This is a genomic window from Nocardioides sp. P5_C9_2, assembly GCF_054049555.1.
Genome location: NZ_JBFUMD010000427.1, coordinates 1 through 3,406 on the forward strand (window position 1 = coordinate 1; position 3,406 = coordinate 3,406).

2 protein-coding genes and 1 pseudogene are annotated in these 3,406 nt (G+C 69.6%); 1 reads left to right on the forward strand and 2 read right to left on the reverse strand.

Annotated features, from left to right (window positions below; all coding sequences use genetic code 11):
• Positions 1–213 (reverse strand): annotated as a pseudogene (locus ACXJKL_RS17455) (hypothetical protein); the annotation flags it as partial.
• Positions 210–2,135 carry a 2-oxoacid:acceptor oxidoreductase subunit alpha gene (locus ACXJKL_RS17460; RefSeq protein WP_457208282.1) on the reverse strand — a complete coding sequence of 642 codons (1,926 nt, stop codon included), beginning with the start codon at positions 2,133–2,135 and terminating at the stop codon, positions 210–212. The gene ACXJKL_RS17460 and the pseudogene ACXJKL_RS17455, both read right to left, overlap by 4 nt.
• Before the next feature lie 212 nt (positions 2,136–2,347).
• Between ACXJKL_RS17460 and ACXJKL_RS17465 the strand changes: the two genes are divergently transcribed.
• Positions 2,348–3,391, forward strand: a complete 1,044-nt coding sequence (locus tag ACXJKL_RS17465; RefSeq protein WP_457208283.1) for a sulfate ABC transporter substrate-binding protein — start codon at positions 2,348–2,350, stop codon at positions 3,389–3,391.
• Positions 3,392–3,406: the final 15 nt, after the last annotated feature.

Consider the following 3,406-nt stretch of genomic DNA (forward strand, 5'->3'; position numbering starts at 1 on the left):
GCACCGCGTAGTCGCCGCAGCCCGGGCACCAGCGGACCTCCTGGTCGGACGTGAAGTCCTTGGCACCGCGTAGTCGCCGCAGCCCGGGCACCAGCGGACCTCCTGGTCGGACGTGAAGTCCTTGCCCGTCTGGGCCTCGTCGGTCGTGGGGACGCCATCGGTGCCGGACCGCAGTCCGGGCAGGCCCAGGTCGGTGGCGCTGTCGGTGCTCATGCGAGGCCGTCCTCTCCGTCGATGGTCCCCGCGGGCACGAGGTTGACCTCGATGCCCTCGGCCTCGGCGACGAGGCCGCCGATCACGTCGGCCAGCACGGCGGCCTTGAGCGGCAGGCCGCGGACCTCGTTGTAGCCGACGACGTCGACGAGGTACTTCGCGCGCAGCAGCAGGGAGAGCTGGCCGAGGTTCATCTCGGGGACCAGCACCTTGTCGTAGCGTCGCAGGACCTCGCCGAGGTCGGCGGGGAAGGGGTTGAGGTGGCGCAGGTGGGCCTGCGCGACCTGGTAGCCGGCCCTGCGGACGCGGCGCACGCCGGCGCCGATGGGGCCGTACGTCGAGCCCCAGCCGAGGACCAGGACCTTGGCGGCGCCGTCGGGGTCGTCGACCTCCAGCGGGGGCAGGGAGGCGGCGATCCGGTCGACCTTGGCCTGCCGGGTGCGGACCATGTAGTCGTGGTTGGCGGGGTCGTAGGAGATGTTGCCGTGCCCGTCGCCCTTCTCCAGGCCGCCGATGCGGTGCTCGAGCCCGGGGGTGCCGGGGATGGCCCACGGGCGGGCCAGGGTCTCGGCGTCGCGCTCGTAGGGCCAGAACTCGGCCTCGTCCTTGCCCTCGACGACGTGGTTGGGCGCGGTCGCGAAGTCCGGGTCGATCCTCGGCAGCTCGGAGACCTCGGGGATTCGCCACGGCTCCGAGCCGTTGGCCAGGTAGCCGTCGGAGAGCAGCATCACCGGGGTGCGGTAGGTGATGGCGATGCGCGCGGCCTCGAACGCTGCGTCGAAGCAGTCGCCGGGCGAGCGCGGGGCCACGATCGGGACCGGGGCCTCGCCGTTGCGACCGAACATCGCCTGCAGCAGGTCGGCCTGCTCGGTCTTGGTGGGCAGACCGGTGGAGGGGCCGCCGCGCTGGACGTCGATGACGAGGAGCGGCAGCTCGGTCATCACGGCCAGGCCGATGGCCTCGGACTTGAGCGCGATGCCCGGGCCCGAGGTGGTGGTGACCCCGAGCTGGCCGGCGAAGGAGGCGCCGATGGCGGCGCCGACCCCGGCGATCTCGTCCTCGGCCTGGAAGGTCGTCACGCCGAAGGACTTGTGCTTGCTGAGCTCGTGGAGGATGTCGGAGGCCGGGGTGATCGGGTAGGACCCGAGGAACACCTGGAGCCCGGACTGCACGCCGCCGGCGACGAGGCCGTAGGCGAGCGCGAGGTTGCCGGTGATGTTGCGGTAGGTGCCCGCGGCCATCGGGGCCGGCTTCACCTCGTAGCGGACGATGAACGTCTCGGTGGTCTCGCCGAAGTTCCAGCCCGCCTTGAACGCCGTGACGTTGGCGTCGCGGATGTCGGGGACCTTGGCGAAGCGGCGCTCGAGGAACGACGTCGTCGACTCGGTGGGGCGCCCGTACATCCATGACAGCAGGCCGAGGGCGAACATGTTCTTGGCGCGTGAGGCGTCCTTGCGCGAGAGGCCGAACTCCTTCACGGCCGCGACCGTCATGCCGGTCAGGTCGACGCGGTGCACCGCGAACTCGGCGAGGTCGTCGCCGTCGAGCGGGTTGGCGTCGTAGCCGGCCTTGGCGAGGTTGCGGGCGGTGAAGTCATGGGTGTCCACGATGATCGTCGCCCCGATCGGCAGGTCGCCGAGGTTGGCCCGCAGTGCGGCGGGGTTCATCGCGACCAGCACGTCCGGAGCGTCACCCGCGGTGAGGATGTCGTGGTCGGCGAAGTGCACCTGGAACGACGAGACGCCCGGCAGGGTGCCCTGGGGTGCGCGGATCTCGGCGGGGAAGTTGGGCAGCGTCACGAGGTCGTTGCCGAACACGGCCGACTCCTGGGTGAAGCGGTCCCCCGTCAGCTGCATGCCGTCGCCGGAGTCGCCGGCGAACCTGATGATCACGCGATCGAGCTGCTTGACCTGCTTGGTCACGGCCTTGTCACCCCTATGCCTCACTGCTTGTGGTCCGGCTGACCACTGTAGTAGGGGGCCTCGGCGGGCGACCTCGGACGCCGCTGCGTGGACCGGTCCGACGGGTGACACGCGACACGTCCGGACCACCTCCGCGAATCCCCTTTAAGTCATGTAGTCTTCGCGACATTACTTACTAACTGTCCATCTCGGGCGTGCGAAAGAGAGCTCACATGTACATCCCCAGCAAGACCTCCCGGCGGCTGGTCGCCGCTTCACTCACCGGGATGCTGGCCCTGACCGCGTGCTCGTCCGACTCCGACGGCGCCACCCCGGACAGCGGTGAATCCATCAACCTCGTGGGCTACTCCGTCCTGGAGCAGGCCAACGACGGTGTCATCAAGGCCTTCGCCGACACCGACGCCGGCAAGGACGTCGAGTTCAAGACGTCGTACGGCGCCTCGGGCGACCAGAGCCGGGCCGTCGAGGCGGGCCAGCAGGCCGACGAGGTGCACTTTTCGCTCGAGCCCGACGTCACCCGCCTGGTCAAGGCGGGCCTGGTCGCCGAGGACTGGAAGGACAACGACACCAAGGGCATCTGCACCGACTCGATCGTCGTCATGGTCGTGCGCACGGGCAACCCGAAGGGCATCGACAGCTGGGACGACCTGGCCAAGGACGGCGTGGGCATCGTGACCCCCAACCCCGCCTCCTCCGGGTCGGCCAAGTGGAACCTGCTCGCCGCCTACGGGTCGGTACTCGCCGGTGGCGGCTCCGACGCGGACGCCGAGAAGTACATGAGCGACCTCTTCGGCAACGTCGCCGCGCTCCCCGACAGTGGCCGCGACGCGACCACCGCCTTCACGAGCGGCACCGGCGACGTCCTGCTCTCCTACGAGAACGAGGCGATCCTCGCCCGCCAGTCCGGCACCGACTTCGACTACGTCGTGCCGGAGTCCTCGATCCTCATCGAGAACCCGTGCGCAGTGACGGAGGGTGCGTCGAAGGCGGCCACCGACTTCCTCGAGTTCCAGAAGAGCGAGGCCGGCCAGGAGCAGTACGCCGCCACTGGCTACCGACCGGTCATCGACGGCATCGACATCGACGTGACGGGCGCCAATGACGAGTCGGACCCGTTCCCGGACCCGGCCACGCTGCAGACCATCGACACCGACTTCGAGGGCTGGGACGTCGCGAACGACAAGTTCTTCGGCTCCGGTGAGGACGGCGACCCGCTCGGCATCATCACCAAGATCCAGAGCGAAGCCGGGCAGTGATGACCACCCTCACGG